The sequence below is a fragment of the Xanthocytophaga agilis genome, assembly GCF_030068605.1.
Lineage (GTDB): Bacteria > Bacteroidota > Bacteroidia > Cytophagales > 172606-1 > Xanthocytophaga > Xanthocytophaga agilis.
Genome location: NZ_JASJOU010000031.1, coordinates 16,532 through 35,505, shown reverse-complemented (window position 1 = coordinate 35,505; position 18,974 = coordinate 16,532). Strand labels below are relative to the sequence as shown.

12 protein-coding genes and 1 riboswitch are annotated in these 18,974 nt (G+C 38.9%); of the genes, 4 read left to right on the top strand and 8 right to left on the bottom strand.

Annotated elements, in window-relative coordinates; translation table 11 throughout:
• Both QNI22_RS39835 and QNI22_RS39830 read right to left on the bottom strand, forming a co-directional pair.
• A partial coding sequence (locus QNI22_RS39835; RefSeq protein WP_314520212.1) for an L-type lectin-domain containing protein occupies positions 1–862 on the bottom strand: 862 nt, incomplete at its 3' end.
• Between the two features lie 1,130 nt (positions 863–1,992).
• On the bottom strand, positions 1,993–4,089 hold the full coding sequence (locus QNI22_RS39830; protein ID WP_314520209.1) for a helix-turn-helix domain-containing protein: 2,097 nt from the start codon (positions 4,087–4,089) through the stop codon (positions 1,993–1,995).
• Positions 4,090–4,370: 281 nt separating this feature from the next.
• On the opposite strand from QNI22_RS39830, the gene QNI22_RS39825 reads away from it, so the two are divergent.
• Together QNI22_RS39825 and QNI22_RS39820 are read left to right on the top strand one after the other, a co-directional pair.
• Positions 4,371–4,952 carry an ankyrin repeat domain-containing protein gene (locus QNI22_RS39825; RefSeq protein ID WP_314520207.1) on the top strand — a complete coding sequence of 194 codons (582 nt, stop codon included), beginning with the start codon at positions 4,371–4,373 and terminating at the stop codon, positions 4,950–4,952.
• Between the two features lie 27 nt (positions 4,953–4,979).
• A complete protein-coding gene (locus QNI22_RS39820) occupies positions 4,980–6,056 on the top strand; it encodes an acyltransferase family protein (protein ID WP_314520205.1) in 1,077 nt (358 codons plus the stop codon).
• 134 nt (positions 6,057–6,190) lie between these two features.
• Here the strand turns inward: QNI22_RS39820 and QNI22_RS39815 are convergent, their stop codons facing one another.
• The 6 genes from QNI22_RS39815 to QNI22_RS39790 all read right to left on the bottom strand — a co-directional run bounded on the left by QNI22_RS39815 (position 6,191) and on the right by QNI22_RS39790 (position 16,808).
• Positions 6,191–8,629, bottom strand: a complete 2,439-nt coding sequence (locus QNI22_RS39815; RefSeq protein ID WP_314520200.1) for a PAS domain-containing protein — start codon at positions 8,627–8,629, stop codon at positions 6,191–6,193.
• Between the two features lie 685 nt (positions 8,630–9,314).
• Entirely contained in the window at positions 9,315–10,172 is an 858-nt protein-coding gene (locus QNI22_RS39810; protein ID WP_314520198.1) for an NmrA family NAD(P)-binding protein, read from the bottom strand.
• A 376-nt stretch (positions 10,173–10,548) separates the two neighbouring features.
• Entirely contained in the window at positions 10,549–13,002 is a 2,454-nt protein-coding gene (locus QNI22_RS39805; protein ID WP_314520195.1) for an ABC transporter permease, read from the bottom strand.
• Between the two features lie 207 nt (positions 13,003–13,209).
• Positions 13,210–15,816 carry an ABC transporter permease gene (locus tag QNI22_RS39800; protein ID WP_314520193.1) on the bottom strand — a complete coding sequence of 869 codons (2,607 nt, stop codon included), beginning with the start codon at positions 15,814–15,816 and terminating at the stop codon, positions 13,210–13,212.
• Between the two features lie 20 nt (positions 15,817–15,836).
• The gene (locus tag QNI22_RS39795; RefSeq protein ID WP_313995154.1) at positions 15,837–16,163 is read right to left on the bottom strand and encodes a PadR family transcriptional regulator; all 327 of its coding nucleotides are present in this window, start codon (positions 16,161–16,163) and stop codon (positions 15,837–15,839) included.
• 171 nt (positions 16,164–16,334) lie between these two features.
• Complete coding sequence (locus tag QNI22_RS39790) at positions 16,335–16,808, bottom strand: GNAT family N-acetyltransferase (RefSeq protein ID WP_314520191.1); 474 nt, start codon at positions 16,806–16,808, stop codon at positions 16,335–16,337.
• A 115-nt stretch (positions 16,809–16,923) separates the two neighbouring features.
• On the opposite strand from QNI22_RS39790, the gene QNI22_RS39785 reads away from it, so the two are divergent.
• Positions 16,924–17,676 carry a nucleotidyltransferase gene (locus tag QNI22_RS39785; protein WP_314520190.1) on the top strand — a complete coding sequence of 251 codons (753 nt, stop codon included), beginning with the start codon at positions 16,924–16,926 and terminating at the stop codon, positions 17,674–17,676.
• Between the two features lie 2 nt (positions 17,677–17,678).
• The gene (locus QNI22_RS39780) at positions 17,679–18,464 is read left to right on the top strand and encodes a metallophosphoesterase family protein (RefSeq protein WP_314005424.1); all 786 of its coding nucleotides are present in this window, start codon (positions 17,679–17,681) and stop codon (positions 18,462–18,464) included.
• 312 nt (positions 18,465–18,776) lie between these two features.
• Positions 18,777–18,963, top strand: a riboswitch (cobalamin riboswitch).
• The last annotated feature ends 11 nt before the right edge of the window (positions 18,964–18,974 follow it).

Here is an 18,974-nt window from a genome sequence, read left to right as displayed (position 1 = left end):
TATTTGAGTCTACAAAGCCGGCGAATGATGGATCTATATAATTAGGAATGCCATTGCTGTTAACATCGGCGAAAGGATCTACACCACCATTTTCATCTGTATCCAGGATGCCATCGTTGTCATCATCCAAATCTGTAGTATTATCAAATACCCCATCCTGATCATTGTCATAGAAGAAGTTTACATCACATACTTCTTGCTGATTGGTTGCTCCTCCGGTGGAAGCTGTATATCCCCAGTATACCAACGGATTGTTACTGAATACTGTGTTTGCGAAGTTCTCAGAGTAGGTTGCCCGCAATGCACCATTAAAATACACCTGCATTGTCTTGGTAGAGCTGTTCCACACAATACGGATTGGATAGAATGTTCCATCTTCAATATTCTGCCCACCTGTCCGTGCAGAAACTGCTCCAAATACTGGAGAACCAATTATTCCATTTTTGAAAATGGCAATATGGTCGTTGGCAATATCAGCCCCAGGAGCAGCATTGTCGTAGGTATCGAACTCTACTGTCACAGAAGGGGTAATTCCTTGCATACCTATTCCAATTCCGGCAGTACCCAAAGCAGAAGGCCCCACTGACTGCAAAGCAAATGTAATTCCATCTGCTCCTGCATCTGCTGTACCAAAGTATCCGCTAAACTGTACCTCAAAGGAATAGTTCAGGTTGAGACGAGCTGTTCGCCATACCGAACCAATCTGGTTACCGGAATTAGCTGTTAGCTGAAAGCTGTTCCCTGTCGTACAGGCCACACCTGCTTTGGCAGTTCCATTCATCTGGAAGTTTTGCCCAAAAACAGTGAGTGATACAAACACTACAAATAGTGTAGTGAGACTAAACGTACAAATCTGTTTCATCAATGGTGTGTTCAATTAGATCTTTCGTAAGCATTTTGATCATACTTTTGAGAGAAGGCAATAAAAAGCCTTCAGACCCAGCCAATTCGATTAACGAATCATCCGGATCCGGATATAGAAATACCTTGTAGGCCTTTCTATTTCATTAAAATGAAAGTGTACTTGATTGCTCTGTTTCTGTAAGGTTTGAGTGGAGACATCAAATAGATACCCGACATCCGTTTTTGAGTAATTCTACCTGATACTCAATAAAAACTCATTCATTAGGTGCTCTTAAAAATACAGAGGATAATTTGTCAGCTTAAACTAATTTTCCAGATTTGAGAAATTTAAACCAGACAAATCCATTGACAAATAGCAAACATATCTCTGATTCTTTTTACAAATATGCATTCCCTCACTCTACTTATTCAACTCACACACAGAGGTTTGCTTACCGATGTAAGAAACAGGATTGCACTTGCCGTTTATTTCATACAAATAATCTCCCTTTTTGCCTGTTAAAATTCTTCAGGACATTTCTAATGCCGCTATAGTTATTTCTGTACAATAGATACTCAAAAAAATATGTAGAATTATTGTTTTGCCAGAAAACGCGTACGGATAGTATAAATAGATACTATTTTGAATTACTAGTATGAAAAAACTCTTTTTCAGGCACTTCTTAGGAAGGTTATCATGCTGTTTTTTAGCTATTTAGACTCAAAGGATACCAAATAAAAATAACTCTGCTAAAATATCTTTAAGTAGAAACAACATGTAAGTACTACAATCTTCTACGTGAAATTTCCTCCAAAATTTTATTATTAGGTATTTTCCTGCGAATTATACTAACAACCAATGACTAATATCATTTTTTATTTTCCCTACTTTGTTATAAAACACTCTCACATATGAGAATATTTTTCTCAAAAAATTACCAGAATAGAGAAGCCAGTAAAACTGAATATCAGACACATGTATATATGTTTAATTCTAAAGATCTGTAAAGAATCCAAGCCGTTGCTCACTCAAAAGCCTCTTATGATTTTTTGTTTTTTTATCAGCATATTTGTATAAAACATATAGTCTTTTATACTTATCCTTTTACAGGATAGAAGTATAATGCACAGAAATTTTAACACAGAGATCTAGAGCAAATTCTTCTCTTCCAGAGATGCCTTTAACCTTTTGTGGTTATTCCAGAAACGATTTTCAATCTCATGCATGATATTCCAGAATTCCGGATGGTTTTTAATAGAATCAAATTCCGGATTATCTGGCAATAAAAGGACCCAATACTGAAAATTATCTTCTTTTGAGAATAGTTTAAGATGCTCAATAGCTTTAGTGGTATTACCCTGATAGGCATAATATTCAACCAGATTCAGATTTTTATAGATCGATTCATTACCATCGACAAACTCTTTAAACTGTTTAATAAAAGCTTCAGCTTCTTTCTTTTTACCTATCTTCCCCCATACAATTCCTATTCGCAGACTTTCGTTTTTAAAGATATCTAATTGCTGTGCATCTTTGGTTGCGAGAAATTTTTGATAGTACAGATAAGAGTCTTTGTAATCCCGCATGATAAAGCTAATCTTGCCTAGCTCTTGTGCAATATAAAATCGGCTGGTATCATAGCTAAATTCTTTTTTAAAAAGCTGTTTCGCCTGTACAATATCCTTGTTTTTAGCAAAGATGGCTCCAATCTTAATCCAGTTTGCAAAGGGATTTTTGGGATTATAATCTAATGATTTCCGAATATAAAGGAGTGACTCGTCTATAAAACCAGCCTGTAAAAAAGCATTGCTCAGATGCATATAGGTGTAGCTGGTGTTAATAGAATCATCAGAAGGCAAATTTTGTCTAACTCCTCTTAATGCATACTCCAGGTATTTGTTTGTATCAGGAATATAGTTATTGTATAATTCTGACAGGAAATGAATGGCCAGATCTGAGTTTGGATTATACTCCAGGGCTTTTTCGAGATAGGGTACCGCCTGTCTATACTCTCCTTTATGCATATAAAACAAGGCTTTAGCAACCAGACTTTCTGCCAGCTTTGAATCATATAGCCAGGCTTTATCCGCATAATTTCCCATTTCGGTTCCATACTTTTTCTCTGTTTGATAAAGATCCAGATAATAATAGGTCATAGCGGCGTCAGCATAGGCCAGGGCAAATTTTGGATCACACCGGATTGCCTCATTAAAAGAAGGAATGGCCTTCAGCAGACTTTCCCGTGTTCCCTGATAAAGCATATTCTTTCCCTTTAGATAAAAGTCATAGGCTTCCAGATCTTCTGTTGGTATTCTTTCAATTTGTTTTCTTTCTTCAGGAGTAATGATCGCCTCAATTTCTTCTGCAATATTCTGAGCTATCTCCTGCTGCAAGGCAAAGATGTCTTTCGTCTCCCTCTTATATTGCCGTGCCCACAAATGTTTATCACTGCCAGCCTCTATTAATTGGATATTTAATACAATCTGATCTCCTATCTTCTGGCCACTACCTTCAATAAAGTAGCTTACATTCAGTTCTTTTGCCATTTCAGGAATAGAACGAGGGGTATTCCGGTACTTTTCAGTAGATGTCCGGCTAATGACTCTCAACTCTTTTATCTTTTGGAGATTGGTAAGTGTTGACTCCATTAGTCCATTAATTAAATAGACATTCGTAGAATCATTGCTGTCATTTTTAAAAGGCAATACAGCAATTGATTTTTCAAGCTGTGAGAATCTGGGAAAAGATCCAAGATACCACTTGGCGACTCCAACAACCAGTACAATCACAAGTAGGACTCCGCTCAGAATAAAAGCATTTCTTTTCCAGTTTGATTGTTTCAGACTTGTGGTAGATTGCTCAACTGGCTGGAATTCTTCTGCCAGATTAGCCAGCATGTCTCCTACTTCTCTTTTGCCAACTTCTCCGGGAGGATAGCCATAGTATTCACGAAAGCATTTAATAAAATAAGAAGTGCTGTTAAAGCCTACCTGATGGGATATTTCAGATACATTAAAAGATGAACTTCGCAACAGTTCCATACCACGCCTGAGACGTACCTGGCTAATAAACTGACTAACGGACAGATTCGTCATCTTTTTTACCTTACGCAACAAGTTAGACCGACTCATATTCATAGCGTCTGCTAGTTCAGTTACTCCGAACTGCTCATTGGAAATATTCGCTTCCACAACGGCAGTAATCTGACGTAGAAAATCATTGTCAATGGATCGGCTTTCCAGCATAATAGTCGGACAACTAGAAGGTTTGTAAGCGTAAAAAGACAGAAAGTCTCTGAATACCTGACAGCACTACCAAAAGCCCTGTTAAGTACGGAAACAAGCTTTTTCGAAAGCAATTTACCTATTGTATCGTTCAATTGCATCATAATTTATATGGATGCGCCATAATTTATACCGCATTCTTCAAACTTAATGGTTTTGTCAGCATAGGTATTTAGTGCTGCCAGTGGTGACAACCTACCTTTGTCTCATTACTTATCTCTAATACTTGACACACTCAAACAATGAAAACACAATCCGCAAAGTCATTACAAGTAGTACGTAAAATCGCTTTCTTATTTCTTTTATTGACATTGATTTCCTGTAAACAGAAAGAAGAATCATCCGCTGCTTCAAAAAACGGAGTCAAAGCACCCGAAGTTGATATTCATACGGCTATTGTCAAAGACGATATCAAAGCACTTCAGCAACATATTGAGGCAGGTACCGATCTCAATGAAAAAGATCCTTTTGGAGGATCAAGCCCGCTGATTACAGCTGCAGTATTTGGCAAGACAGAAGCTGCAAAGTTGCTGATTGATGCCGGAGCAGATTTGAACTTTAAAAATAAGGATGGCTCTACACCCCTTCATACGGCTGCATTCTTTTGCCGACCTGAAATTGTAAAGATGCTATTAGACAAAGGAGCAGACAAAACCATCCGAAACAACTTTAATGCAACAGCTTATGAATCAGTGGCAACTCCATTCAAAGATGCCAAGGGAATCTATGATATGATGGGTAAGGCTCTAGCGCCCATGGGGTTAAAACTGGACTATGCCTATATTGAAAAGACTCGGCCTGAAATTGCAGCCATGTTGAAATAGATCTTTTATCCAATACTATATACAACTATGACATCATCAGACAGAAGATACGATATTGACTGGATACGGGTAATTGCGATAGGACTGCTTTTGCTATATCATGTGGCTATCGGATTTCAATCATGGGGTACTATGATTGGATTTATTACAACCGAAAAAACATGGGAATCATTATGGATTCCCATGGCAATGTTGAATGTATGGAGAATACCACTATTATTTTTTGTGTCTGGCATGGGTGTATATTTTTCACTCCGTAACAGAAACTGGAGTGAGTTAATGACCGAAAGGGGTAAACGAATACTGATCCCCTTGATAGTTGGTACTTTTTTGATTGTTCCTCTACATATGTATGTATGGCAATATTACTACAAGATGGAATTAAGCTACTTTCCTAGCCCCGGTCATTTATGGTTTTTGGGTAATATCTTTGTATATGTGTTTATTCTTTCACCTGTCTTCTTTTATATGCAACGTAATCAGGATGGCAAAGTAGTTCAGGGCATGAGAAAACTGTTGAGTACGCCATTAGGATTGTTGCCCATTGTATCTGTATTTATTGCGGAAGTGATATTGGTAGATCCCAGGCCCTACGAGTTATATGCTATGACATGGCATGGATTCTTTTTGGGTTTCGGAGCCTTTTTCTTCGGTTTTTGCTTTGCACTCAGTGGTTCTTCCTTCTGGCAAATGATCGGTAAATGGAAAATGCTTTTTCTGGTCATAGCTAGTGTGTTATTTATCTTACGAATCAGACAATTTACTGTACCTGGCTATCTGTTAGTAATTGAATCAGATTGTTGGATCTTTTCTGTTTTTGGATTTGCCTACAGTTATCTGAATCATCCAAGTAAAACGTTAAGCTATTTAAGTCAGGCTGCCTATCCGGTATATATTGTGCATATGGCTGTTTTATACACAGGATCTCTGTTTATCTTCCCTTTGAATATACCAGCACCTGTTCAGTTTATCCTGGTTTTGCTGTTTACCTTTGTGGGTTGTTTTGTCCTGTATGAGTTGGTTAGAAGAGTAGATATTCTCCGATTTCTGTTTGGGATGAGTAAAAAGGCGCCATCTAAAAATGCTGTTTCTCAAGTTGTTTAGTTTTCATTTACAACCTTTAGTAATACAGGTAATGAAATTATATAGAGCAGATATATATCTGCTCTAGACCTTTAGCGGAAACGCAAAACCTTGTTAAATAGAATTCACTACAAAAGTTTGGACAAATAAATTCACTAGGCCTGAGGTAGAAAAATAGTAAAAGTAGCTCCCTTACCAGGTTCGCTACTAGCTATAATAGCACCGCCATGATTCATAACCACTTTTTCACAGATAGCCAGTCCAATACCCGTTCCAGCATATTCAACCCGACTATGTAACCGTTGAAATATCTGAAAGATGCGACTGGCATATTCTTGCTCAAACCCAATTCCATTATCAATGACATCGATCTGGTGGTAATCTGTACTTTGTCGGGATACTTTAGCAAATAAAGGCAAATCAGAAAAAGTAATTTGCTTGTATCGTATCTGAATGATTGGTGGTATACCTGGCTTGTGAAACTTAAGTGCATTACTCAACAGATTCTGAAAAAGCTGACTTAACTGAGATGCATCTCCAGAAATATCTGGCAGCGGATCTATTAGGATCTGGGCATGGGTCTCCTCAATACGCAATTCAAGTTCGGCAAGAACTGAAGTAAGTAACTCATTCAGTGAAACAGTAGTTAAAACCTCTTTGTTAGGCATAATACGTGAGAAGGCAAGCAAGTCTTTGATCAGTATTGACATACGATTTGCAGCTGATTGCATTCTTTCCAATATATGCAATCCATTACCCAGAGCACTACCATGGTCTTTTTTTAACAGGTCTCCAAATGACTGAATTTTACGCAATGGCTCCTGCAAATCGTGACTGGCTATGTAAGCAAACTTTTCCAGATTATCGTTTGAACGGGCTAGCAGTTCGTTTGACTCTGTAAGTTCTTCATTGGTTGTGGCCAACTCTTCATTTGTAGCAGCCAATTCCTCATTGGCCGCAGCTAGCTCCTCATTAGAGGCTGCCAGTTCTTCCGTACTTTGCTGCACCTGCTGTTGTAACGCTAGTTGCAATGAACGATCGGTGGTTACGTCCTGTGCTGTACCTGTCATTTTCACAGGCATTCCTTTTTCATTAAAGGTTGTCCGAGCCTGAGCATGTATGATGTATTTCCTCTCTGTCAGATGGTTAACAATCATATACTCCTGATCAAAGATACCACCCGATTCAGGCTTTAAAGCAGATTCAATAGCTACACGTACACGTTCCTGCTCCTGTACAAAGATAACTGAGTAAAAATTTTCCAGATGTGTTCCTTCTTTTTCAAGACCTAACCATTCTGCTAAACGTTCTGAATAGGAGACTTGTCCCGTTACAGGATCTACTGTCCAGGTACCTAACTGGGCAAGTTCCACAGCCCCACGCATAAGTGATTCTGCTTCTTCAACCTGCTGACGGGATACCACTTGTTGTGTCACCTCCGTAGCCGTGACCAGAACTCCGTATATAACACCTGTTGTATTTTGAAGCGGTTTATAAATATAATTGTAATAGCCTATATAGGGAACGCCATGTCTTACCAATTCTATCCTCTCTTCTGGCTGATAAAATATCTCTCCTGATTTGAATGTTTGTTTGAGCTGATCAATAAAGGGAGTGGAAATAAATTCCGACAATGCCTCTGGTAAAGGTTTTCCTATAATAGAATCATTTCTACCAAGAAGTTGAAACATAGTGTCATTGACAATACTGATAGTCATCTGTTCTCCAACAACCACCAACTTAGCTACTGGAGAGTTTTGCATAACACTTCGAACAAACAACTCACTTTCTTCCAGTTTCAGCCGCGCTTCTACTTCCTGGTCTATATTCTGAGCTATTCCCGAAAATTGGTAAGGCTTTCCATTTTCATTATACTGATATTGTCCTATTACTCTTACCCAGTGTATAGAACCATCATCCCAGACAAAACGAGCCTGGTACCGAAGTTTACCTGTCTTCTCTGCCTGTTGATAGGCTTTATCCCGTATACCACGATCATCCCAATGTACATGCTCTACCAAAGTAGCCCGATTGACTATCCTTTCATTACCAGTGAGAATATGTGCCAGTATAGTAGAATGGTCCACATGATTATCTTCAAGCCGAACTGTAAATCGTCCTGCATTGGCTCCCTCCAGTGCCAATGCAGCCAAATGATCTGACGCTTCTGCTTGTTCCCGGGATTCGATCAGCTCTGTTATATTTTGTGCAATTCCGGTAAAACGATACGCTTCGCCTGTCTTGTTGAAATATGTCTGTCCTTTACAATGAATCCAGCGCAGCTGCCCATCTTCTGCTCCTATTGTACGAAATTGTATATCGTACACTCCATCACTTTGTGGATTAAGCGCTGCTTGCACAGCCTCGCGAACACGTCCTGCATCTAAGGGATGTATGTAGGTAAGCACCTCTTCATATGTCACGGTATCTTCTTTGGAAAATCCGTAGAGCTGCTTGCAGTGTTCATCCCAATGGACTTGTTTGTTTACTATATCTAACTCCCAAGTGCCAATCTGGGCAAAACGAAGCGCAGCTTGTAGCCGCTCGTTTTCTGCAAGAATATGCTCAATAAAGGTATCTTGTTTATCACTCATTCTATAGGATATGCACAAAAAACGGAAAGAGAAAGAACTTATAGCTTAGCTTCTGCCTGTCAAATATATAAATTTTCCTATAGAACGCTGAACACTCTATTTGCATTTTTGTGAAATAAATCCAACCAATAATCCTTCTTTTTATGAAAATCTTAACCCTGCCAAACCATCCTGATACTATTTTATGATCCATAGTCGGATATGATAATTTGTACAGATACAACAGTTTCAGATAGTTAACATCCAAATACAGTAGTATTCTTATTCATAAAGAAGGACCATAAAGAAGGGGTACAGTATGTAAAAAGAAAATACGTCCTGCTCATTTTTATTGTCAAATGAACACAGACGTATAGTGTCAAATTAATTCTTCTGTTTAGTAGGGTCTTTTTTAGGGTGAATAAGAATAACTATGCTCTGCATTCTCCCCTACTTCATATTTTCCATCCTCATTCTTATTAATGACGATTCTTTTAAATCACTGACTTTTGTTGTTTGATCTCTGTGAAGGAGGTCAGGTACAATATATATCAAAGCATGAGTAACCTGATGGACTAGCAGGAGGGATGGGGTAAACCCTGAGGGTTATAAATTTAGTCTTTGCCGCGGTTATCTATCTGTAGCTATATTGAAAGCAACAAACGTTGCTTTCAATGCGGGTCCAAACGGTTATTCGAACCTGAACTTACTGTTGCACAACCAACTGTCGAATGTAGGTCTGAAGAGTAATAGCTCCCCGAATAGGAGAATCAGCTATTTCAGGACCTTTTTGTAAAGTAACATCTGTCATACCTGCAAATGATTGTGCGGCTTCTTTCGAAAACCCTACCTCCATCATAACAGATTCCCATTGGCTACGAGGAGTGGTCACTACTTCAACTGGCCTTTTCAAAGTCACACTAAATGCAGTGGCTACATCTGCAACCGAATACTGTTCCGGACCTTCTACATGATATATACCCGTAAGGGAATCGGAGGTTAATAGTTGTGCTGCCACATGCCCTAAATCTTCCGGAGCTACCATAGGTAAGGAAAAGTCGGCAGGGAAAAAAGTATATAACTTACCTTCTTCACGAACAGAAACCAGAGACATATCCCAGTTGCTCATATAATAAGCTCCCCGAATAATAGTAGCTGGAATGCCTATTTTGGATAGGTGCTGTTCCATTTCATACAATACACCCAAATCTCCGATTTGATCACCTGGCTGAGCCCCATAGGTAGACTGTGCGACAACTTTCTCAATCCCCGAATCGTTTAAGGCTGACAATATAGATCGAATGCTATCCAGTTCACGTTTGCTTGTATCCGTATCTGGTGGAGCAGGCGGATTCAGTAAAAAGAGGCGTTTGGCTTGCTGCAAAACAGAACGTAGTTCATCTGTTTGAAACACATCTACTACAGCGACCTTTGCTCCTAGCTGTTCCCATTCATGAACCTTATCCTGATTTCGGGTTATAACTGTTACTGCTTCATTTTGTTTCAGAAGGGTTTTGGCTACTACAGAGCCAATATGTCCCGTTGCACCCAGAATGATATACATAGCTGTTGTTTGTTTAGTAAAAAAATAGGTTTCTAGTACTGCGGCAGAGGATAACTTCACAGTAACACAAACATAGAGTGGGTCTATGACAGCTGTATGTCAGGGGTATACTAAATATCTTACCTAAATCAGGTTTTTGTGTTTCTAAAGAAAAGAGATGCTCTGAAGATAAAAACCTGTTTTTGGGTAAGTAAAAAATGAGAGCGGTTGTGGAAAAATTATGAAAGGGACAATAAACCAACCAAACTAGAGATATTTTTCAAAATTAACCATCACCTATACTCTTTTCAAAAGCATAAGTGATGGTGTTGAAAATAAACTAAACTCACTTCCAATATTCAAGATCACTCATATATGAAGTATAAAGAAAAGTAGACTATTCGCTTTTTATGGCTTTGACGGGGTTAATATTAGTTGTTTTATAGGTAGAAAGGAAAACTGAAAGCATCACCAGAGCGATAGATGCCAAACTTGCAACCAGAAATAGTATGCCATTAATATGTATCCTTTCAGGATAACTCTGGAGCCATTTATTTATAATCAGATAAGCAATAGGCCAGGCAATGATATTGGCCAGAATTACCAGCTTCAGGAAATCAGCCATGAGAAGGAAGAGTATGGATCGGCGACTTGCTCCAAGGACTTTTCGGATTCCAATTTCTTTGGAACGTTTTTTCCCTTCAAATAAGGCCAGGTTTATTAAACCAAGACAGCAGATAAAGATCACAACATTGGAAAAGAAAGTGGTAAGTAGTTGTAATCGTTTCTCATGTGCATACTGAATGTCATAATGATCATCCAAAAAGAAGTAATTGAAGGGTTTACCGGGATACACCTTTTTCCATATATCCTTCACACTACTTATCACATGCTGAGGGCTGTTCTTTGCAAATTTCAGTGAGTAAAATACCTGTTGCCCCTTATCCTGGCTTAGGTAAAAAAGTGTGGGTGATACAGGACTTTTTAGGGATACATGCCGATAGTTTTTTACAACACCAATAATCTGCACCTTTTCCCACTCATCTAACTGCTGGAAGTATATATATTTGTTCAGGGCATCTTCAGGGGAAGAATAGCCCAGAACCTTTATAGCCTCAGCATTTAGAATAATACTTCCATACTTAACATCGGAAGGAAAGTCTTCTGAGAAATTTCTCCCTGCCAGTAATTGAAGTTCCAGTTGGCTTAGATAGTCGTATCCTACATACATTACCTTATAGGGTGTTGGATCATATACTCCATTTGCCTGCTTCTTTATAGAATTGACATAGGTAAAGCCTATCTCTGTACCTGGGACGGAAGAAGACGTAGAAATACTCTCAATAGCAGCGCTGTTCAGGACTTCTTTTTTAAAAACCAGATAGTCATCATATCTATGTTCGTTATCAACCCTGCTATAGGCTGTAGGATTATGAATGATGAGTTGGTTATCCGGATTGAAACCAATATTCGCTGTACGCATAAATTCCAATTGTCCGGATACGAAAAGAGACCAGATAATCAGTATCAATGCCATACAAAACTGGAACACGACCAATGCCTTTCGCAAACTAAAACTTCTGTTGTTCATCACTAGCTTCCCTTTCAAAACTTCAACAGGTTTAAAGGAAGAAAGAAGTATAGCTGGATACGCCCCACTGAGTAAAGTAGATACGATGAGAACTCCGATTACAGCTCCTGTAAAAGCTATATAATTCAGAGAGGCGTTTATATTTTTACCAATTATATCATTGAAGGAAGGAGAAAACACCACATACAAAACTATCGCTATCCCCAACGAAAGCAGATTGGTTACAAAAGAATCAATAAGAAATTGTTTTCTCAACTGAGTTGCGGAGGCACCAAAAGTTTTTCTTAACCCCACCTCTTTAGACCTATCCATAGCAAACACGATACTCAGATTTGAGTAGTTGATGCTACTGATTGCCAGCAGTAAAAATGCCACCAGAATAAGAAAGAATACAAGATTTAAACTTCCATTTATTTTCAGTTCGTCTTTGAAATCAGATTGCAGGTAAATGGATGTAACAGGTGTGAACACAATGCGCAATTGATTCTTTATAAAGTCTGGCTTGTAGGTTCGGGCAATTGATGTGGCTACCAGATTAATATCTTTCTGATATTTTATCTTGCTACCCATCTTTACATAGGTATACCATGCAGGTGAATACCATGGGTCCTGAACAAAAAATTTATAATTAGGATCACCAAAGATGGGAATAAGGATATCAAATTTCAGGTGAGAGTTTTCAGGAATATCCTCAAAAACTCCGGTAACTATTCGGTTTGAGTTTTCATTATCCAGTTCAGTTATTACTAATCCGATGGGGTCTCTGTCTCCAAATAGCTTTTTTGCAATTGAGGTTGATATCACAACTGAGTTGCCATTCATTAAGGCAGTTTTACTATTTCCACTTACCAGCTGTACTGAAAAGAAATCCAAAAAAGTACTGTCAACATAATACACATTCTGCTCATAAAATATCTTATCCTGATACTTAAGTGGCACCCCTCTGGTTGCATCCAGATTTTTTGAAATTCTACAAAAATCAGCTACATCTGGTAGTTTTTCCTTTAGCATAGGACCCAATCCTAAATAATTTCTTGCACTGCCCTGCCATTCTTTTTCACTGGTATATTGGGTATGGTCAACTCTGTAGATATACTCTGCCTCATTTATAAAGGAATCATAGCTTAACTCATATGCTACATATTGAGTAATGTATAGGACAACTGCAATACCAATAGAAAATCCCAGAATGTTGATAGCGGAGTAGATAGTATTCTTTTTGATATTCCTCAGTGATAAATCCAGATAATGCTTCAGCATAAATAGTTAGCAGAATAACAGGTGAACATTTAGTGCGAAGAAGTACAAAATGAATTACCCTTGCTTTAACTCATAAAACAAGGATAATTTATGAAAAACAAATGGATTTTAACAGAGAGGATCTTCTTCAGATGTTAAAATTCACATTATACACCAAAACCTGGTAACACTCACCCCTTCTGTACTGATTTATCAAGCCTGCTATCCTTACTCTACTTTCAGTCCCTTTACCAGATTTGACTTAGCTACCTTTCTAATCTGAATAGAAATCACACCCAGCAAAACACAAACCAGTAGTAATACAGCAATCGAAACACCTGAAAAGTCCATTGGCATTGGATAAGCAAACATCATATTTAATTGTGTGTGAATTAACATATAACTCACGGGGACTCCAATTGCCAACGCAGATACGATCAGAACCAAATACTGTCTGGCAATGGTTACAGATAAGTCCAATAGCCTGGCTCCGAGTACTTTCCGAATGCTAAACTCTCTGACCCGACCCGCCACATTGAGTGAAACCAGCCCATACAATCCCAAACTTGCCAGCAATACAGCCATACAAGCAATTGTCCTGGTGAACTCTTCCATACGTGCTAACTGGCTAAAGAATATACCCCAGACATCTTCCTGATATCCACCCTGAAAGGGGCTATCCGGAAATAAAGCAGCCCACTGAGTCTGTAAGGCCTGATAGGTTTCCTCTTGTGAACCATTTTTCACTTGCACAGACAAAAACTGATAGTCTTTCTTGTCTGCTAACTTAAAAAGAGTGGGTCGAATCGGATTGTAAAAACTATGGGTATGAAAATCCTTTACCACTCCAATGATTTGATATTTTGTACTGTCTATCCGGAACTGGTGCCCAATCGGATTTGATAGTTCCATGTTTTTCACCAAAAGCTCATTGACAATGACTGTGTGTTTATCATTTTCAGACTGATCGTTAAAGTTCCGTCCATCTGACAGTTGCAAACCCATTGTATTAACATAATGAGCATCAACGGCTAACTGCTCCACTTCGTACTGGCGATTGGCAGGTGTATGAATTATCGCGGTAGAAATCTTTTTCCCAAGATGGTCTTTTGAACCTGCAAGTGAACGCACATTGGCATTCTGAAGCATTTTATCCTGTAAATGTTCATAGGCAGACTGGTTCGGAATGTTCACATACAATACATCCCGCTGATTGTAGCCCCAGCTACGCATTGTCTGAAAGGTTGTATTTTGCATATAAACCACAGCTCCTGTGATCAGAATACATGATAGGACCAGCTGAATACCCAAAAACAGCTTTGTCAATGGGTTCTTTTTGCCAAACTGCACTGAGCCTGTAAATATCTTTACAGCATCAAATCTGGAGATATACAAAGCAGGATATAGTCCGGAGGCAATACCTGTAAAAAATAAAATAGCCAGCAGAAACACCCAAAAGTTACTATCAATCAGATTAAGCTCCAACTCTCTGCCAGATACAGGAATAAACCAGGGAAGAAAAACAGTAATGGTCAGGATAAATCCCAGTACCAATGCAAAAAATGTTACAGAGATATTCTCAACTAAAAACTGAATCATGATTCGGACTCTATTGGCTCCAATGACTTTTCGTACACCAATTTCCTTTAGTCTTTTCGTAGTTGAAACAAGTGCGATATTGATATAATTGAAGCAAGCCAGAGCCAGCATAAACATACCTATGACAGGCAGTGCAACCAGACTTTCTATAGGAGGATCAACGGAAATATCATCCCGTATCTGTGCTGAATTTTTATGTAATGTTGCCAATGGCTCAAAGGCAAAGGAAGAGATTGCCCAGTCCTTCTGCACTTCTTTGTTTTGCAGAACTTTATACTTATCCATTCCCTGTTGAATAATCTTTAGATCAGATGGATCTTCTACCTGAACAAGGGTGGCATTGACCAAAGTATTCCAGTCATGTAATGCACCATCCGATTCGGATAAACGCAGGTTTTCAAAATTGATTAGAAAATCAAAATCAATGGCATGAGCTTTTGGAAAAGGAGCAGCTACTCCCATCACTTTAAACGTTTTGGTTCCAGCATTGCCTAGTTTTATATGAACGTTCTCACCAATGGGATTTGTTGCACCAAAATACTTAACAGACATTTCCTCGCTGAGAATCACACTATTTACATCTGCTAATGATTGGCTTGTTCCCCACTTCAGAGGAAAGGTAAGCATCTCTAAAAAGGTAGGGTCAGTATAACGTACCCGCTCGGTAAATACCTGATCACCATATTTTAGTACAAGATTTCTGTCTTCTATCCGACACACATGTTTAATCTGAGCAAAATCTTCCTTAAGCATTTGCCCCAGAGGCCCTGGTGTTTGTCCATATTGTTGTAGCGTACCTTCTCTATCTGCAAAAAAAGTAGTCAGGTAAACAGAATGTTTATGAGTATGGAATTGATCAATATTGTTGTCATAGGCAATAAAAGCATAGACAAGCATACAAATGCCAATAGCAACCGCTAAACCCATAATATTGATGAATGCACTCAGCGGGTTTCGCATCAAACTTCTGAACGAAATTTTGAAGTAGTTCTTAAACATACCATACGGGTTAGGAGATAGTGTAATACGTATATTTTTCATGATAAGCGGTCGCATCAGACGTATCATTTCCCAGGTATACATTCTTCGGGCCTGACGGTAAGAGAGTGTTTCCAGATTGTCCTGAAAAAGTTCTTCCATGTCTCCTTCAATCTCTTCGAGGTATTCTTCTTTTACAAACAGGCGCAAAAGCCGGAGAGGCCATTTGGGTGGAGCGTAGTGGTTAGGTTGTTTCATAGTTGTCAGGGTTTATTTAGTTAGGTCAACGATACATTTGGTATGGCTTCCCATAAACCAGCCCGAATGTCTCTCATTTCAGCAAGGACCTGATGGGCATAGGAGGTTGTGGCATAGATACGTTTGCGTTTGCCTCCTCTCTTCTGAGTAGCTTCTCCAAATTCCGAAGTAAGGAATCCTTTTTCCTCCATACGCTTCAGTGCCGACTGGATAGAACCTACACTTAGCTTTTCCTTCAAACGTGTTTCCAGTTCCCGCTTGATCTCTACACCATAGGCATCCTCCTGCAGCGCAGCAACTGTAAGCAATACCAGTTCTTCAAACTCTCCCAGTTTTGTTTTTTTCATTAGTTCAATATTATTCGTGATTGCAGTAAATATAAATCAATTTATTTAATTCGTAATTGCAGTTAATATATTTTTTGTAGGTAATACCAGAACTCAAGGTAGTGAGTTAAATAAATGAGCTACAGAAGGTTATTCAAAACAGAAGTAAACGCAGACAGATCAGTTGTTTACTTACACGGAGGCTATCTTTTTCCATTCAATACGTAAAGCCGACATCTTCTCTGATTCAAAACGAATCTCGGGTTGTATCACAAAACCATTCTTCTCATAAAATACCAGAGGCGAACAATAAGGCATTCCATTGGCTTTGCTATCCTTATTATGATCAATTACCCAGCCTAATAAGTGAGTTTCGTGTTCTTTGAGTGCATTGAGGAGTTTTTTTCCATATCCTTTCCCCTGAACAACCGAACTTATAAGAATCGCAAACCAGCGTTGCTCATCCCTTTTAAAGGTCGCAGCCCAGCCTATTATTTCTTCATCTTCTCTGAGCAGAAAATGGGTTTTATCTTCCAGTCCATCCAAATATTTATCAAATTCAGCAACGGACGCATACTGGAGTTTTTGAGGATATTCCTCATTCCACAGTTTCAGGACACTTGCTTTTTGCAAATCTGTAATGCCCTTTTGTATGGTAATATGCATAAGAGTTGTTTTTACTTAGTAACTGACAATCAATATTGTGAGGCACACAATTTTAGCTTTGCTTTTCTAGATGCGAATAGCTTCGGGAGAAATATCAAAGATTAAATATATTCATATGGTTAAGTGTAAAGTTACTGAGGAAGAAAAAAGAACAGCAGAAAAATTCTACAAAGAAGCTCTTACTATGCTCAATGAAGCTGGATTATCCTATCTCGTAGGAGGAGCATTTGCTCTGCACCAGTATACAGGCATCTATCGTGACACCAAGGATCTGGATATATTCTGTAAAGCCAGTGAGTATCCCAAGATTCTCAAACACTTTTCCTCTATGGGATATCATACGGAAATTACTGATTCCCGATGGTTGGCTAAGGTGTACTTTCACGATGATTACTTTATGGATATTATATATAACACAGTAAATAATATTTGTACAGTAGATGATAGCTGGATGGAAAATTCGTATGCGGGAGAGTTTTGTGGTGTACCTGTTCAGTTTTTATCTGCGGAAGAGTTGTTCTGGTGTAAAATCTATGTACAAAACCGGGAGCGGTTTGATGGAGCTGACCTGAACCACCTGATTGTGCGTTATGGAGACCGTTTGAACTGGAACCGGGTATGGACGCATCTGGAGATACATTGGCAACTACTCTTGGCTCAGCTGCTTAGTTTCCAGTTTTGTTATCCGTCAAAAAGAGATCTGGTTCCCCATTGGTTAATGGAGGCGTTACTGGCAAAAGCCAAGGAACAGTATGATTTACCAACACCACAACAAACGTTATGTCTTGGGCCTCTCATTGATCAGACGCAGTATGATATTGACGTACGGGAATGGAATTATAAAACAATCACAATGAAAAGCATATAGATATGAATTTGAAAAGCAAACAAATCGCTGCTATTGGCGATATTCATATTAAAGCGACTGACCGTGGCAAATGGAAAGAATGCTTTCAGTCTGTATCAGAACAGGCATTTGCGCTGATTCTGTGTGGTGATTTGACAGATACCGGACAAGCCAGTGAGGCTGAGATCTTGCTTGAGGAACTGAGTGTTTGCTCTATTCCGGTGATAGCAGTACTGGGTAATCATGATTATCATGATAATCAACAGGATGAAATCAGACATGTTTTATGTAATAACAAGATTCATGTATTGGATGGAGAATCAGTGGTTATCAATGGAGTGGGATTTGCAGGTGTAAAAGGGTTTGGCGGGGGCTTTGACCGGTTTATGCTTCCGCGCTTTGGGGAAGAAATGAATAAAGCGTATGTGCAGGCGGCAGTGGAAGAATCCTTGAAACTGGATCAGGCATTGTATCGCCTGGAGGGAGATGATATTGATATACTAAAAGTGGCTGTATTACATTACTCTCCTATCAAAGAAACGGTGGTTGGCGAACCTGAGGAGATTTTCCCTTTTCTTGGATCATCCTACTTAGCAGAACCGCTGGATCGCAGGGAAGTAACGGTTGCCTTTCATGGGCATGCACATCATGGACATCTGGAAGGTGCCACCAAACAAGGTGTAAAGGTGTTCAATGTTGCCAAACCTGTATTACATAATGCGGGTTATACTAATCCTTTCTTCTTGTATGAATTACCACTTCAGGAAAAGGAGAACCAACCTGTAGAACATCTGATAGTAGCACCATGATACTTGCTGGTCAGCAAATTCAGCATGTAATTGTTAGTAAACGATGAAACTTTCTCATCTTCCTAAATCTCATTTGAAACAAAAAGACACTGATTCGAATTATAGGTTCAAATCAGTGTCTTTTCATTAATAACTCTATCTTGATTCTTCCTAATATGATAATCCGTACCGGATACCAAAACCAGGGTTTATACCTCGCATAGCAAACAATCTTCTTATCCATGGAATTCCATGACAAAACAGGAATTAATCTAAACCTACGTCCAAATCCGATAAATAAAGTATATTCGCCCCTTCATGTAAGTTCTTTACTTTATACCCTCTGGAAGAGGTTCTGCATAATGCCGATTAATAGGGAATCGTGTGAAAATCACGAACTGTCGCGCAACTGTAAGTAACCTTCAAAGCGTATACCCTTGTTTGTCCACTGTATCAATGATATGGGAAGGATGGTATACGTGTTACAAGTCAGGAGACCTGCCTTTTCCAGTATGACAATGCTTTCGCGGT

What these genes read in the sequence shown, in the direction of transcription:
- QNI22_RS39785 (WP_314520190.1), top strand. Translation starts at nt 16,924, where the DNA reads ATGGTTAAGTGTAAAGTTACTGAGGAAGAAAAAAGAACAGCAGAAAAA.
- QNI22_RS39800 (WP_314520193.1), bottom strand. Translation starts at nt 15,816, where the DNA reads ATGAAACAACCTAACCACTACGCTCCACCCAAATGGCCTCTCCGGCTT.
- QNI22_RS39795 (WP_313995154.1), bottom strand. Translation starts at nt 16,163, where the DNA reads ATGAAAAAAACAAAACTGGGAGAGTTTGAAGAACTGGTATTGCTTACA.
- QNI22_RS39790 (WP_314520191.1), bottom strand. Translation starts at nt 16,808, where the DNA reads ATGCATATTACCATACAAAAGGGCATTACAGATTTGCAAAAAGCAAGT.
- QNI22_RS39820 (WP_314520205.1), top strand. Translation starts at nt 4,980, where the DNA reads ATGACATCATCAGACAGAAGATACGATATTGACTGGATACGGGTAATT.
- QNI22_RS39815 (WP_314520200.1), bottom strand. Translation starts at nt 8,629, where the DNA reads ATGAGTGATAAACAAGATACCTTTATTGAGCATATTCTTGCAGAAAAC.
- QNI22_RS39805 (WP_314520195.1), bottom strand. Translation starts at nt 13,002, where the DNA reads ATGCTGAAGCATTATCTGGATTTATCACTGAGGAATATCAAAAAGAAT.
- QNI22_RS39810 (WP_314520198.1), bottom strand. Translation starts at nt 10,172, where the DNA reads ATGTATATCATTCTGGGTGCAACGGGACATATTGGCTCTGTAGTAGCC.
- QNI22_RS39825 (WP_314520207.1), top strand. Translation starts at nt 4,371, where the DNA reads ATGAAAACACAATCCGCAAAGTCATTACAAGTAGTACGTAAAATCGCT.
- QNI22_RS39780 (WP_314005424.1), top strand. Translation starts at nt 17,679, where the DNA reads ATGAATTTGAAAAGCAAACAAATCGCTGCTATTGGCGATATTCATATT.
- QNI22_RS39830 (WP_314520209.1), bottom strand. Translation starts at nt 4,089, where the DNA reads ATGCTGGAAAGCCGATCCATTGACAATGATTTTCTACGTCAGATTACT.